Genomic DNA, 633 nt, shown 5'->3' on the forward strand with positions numbered 1-633 from the left:
TGATTTGCGGATTTTAGATTTTTGTCGATCGGTAATGGCAGTTCTTTCGACGCTGGAATCACAAACTCTTCGTAGTGTTCTTCCTTTTCCATCCACGCTTTTTCGATCGCACACAGCTGCTTAGTTCTGGCATCGACGAAGAACACACCGACTTTAACGTCATCATGCCCTTCTTTAGTGTTATTTTTTAACTGAGTATACAGTTTGGAATACGTAAACATATACTCTTGAGCATGCGTTATCGGTGACGAGAGCAAGAGTGCTGCACTTCCTAAAATTAAGCTTAACTTTTTCATTCGATTATTATTTTATTGAGTCCAGTAGGCGTTATTGTGACGAATCATCGAGCGTAAGTCATTAACGTATGCAATGCCCCTCTCTGAGTAAGACAACAGTCCATGAGTGAGTTCTGATGCTGTCGCCACGGATAACAAGTTTTTGTGCTTATCTGCCAACATAGCTCGAATATCACGTAAGTCAGCGTAAGCTGGATTGCGATTCACATTCATAAAGTAGCCATGAATTGACTGCTGAACTGAATCGAATTTTTGAACTTCGTGAGTTTTTCCTGCAGCACGCTGAGCAGGCACAATTCCGCAACCCTGTTTATAACACCATTGGCCGAACAAGTTG

At 41.9% G+C, this 633-nt stretch carries 1 protein-coding gene and 1 pseudogene; both read right to left on the reverse strand.

Annotated elements, in window-relative coordinates:
- A partial coding sequence (locus R7Z77_RS26360) for a DUF2987 domain-containing protein (protein WP_318137174.1) occupies window positions 1-296 on the reverse strand: 296 nt, incomplete at its 3' end.
- A gap of 12 nt (window positions 297-308) precedes the next feature.
- A pseudogene (locus R7Z77_RS26365) lies at window positions 309-633 on the reverse strand (glucosaminidase); the annotation flags it as partial.

The sequence above is a fragment of the Vibrio sp. 1401 genome (genome assembly GCF_033340295.1).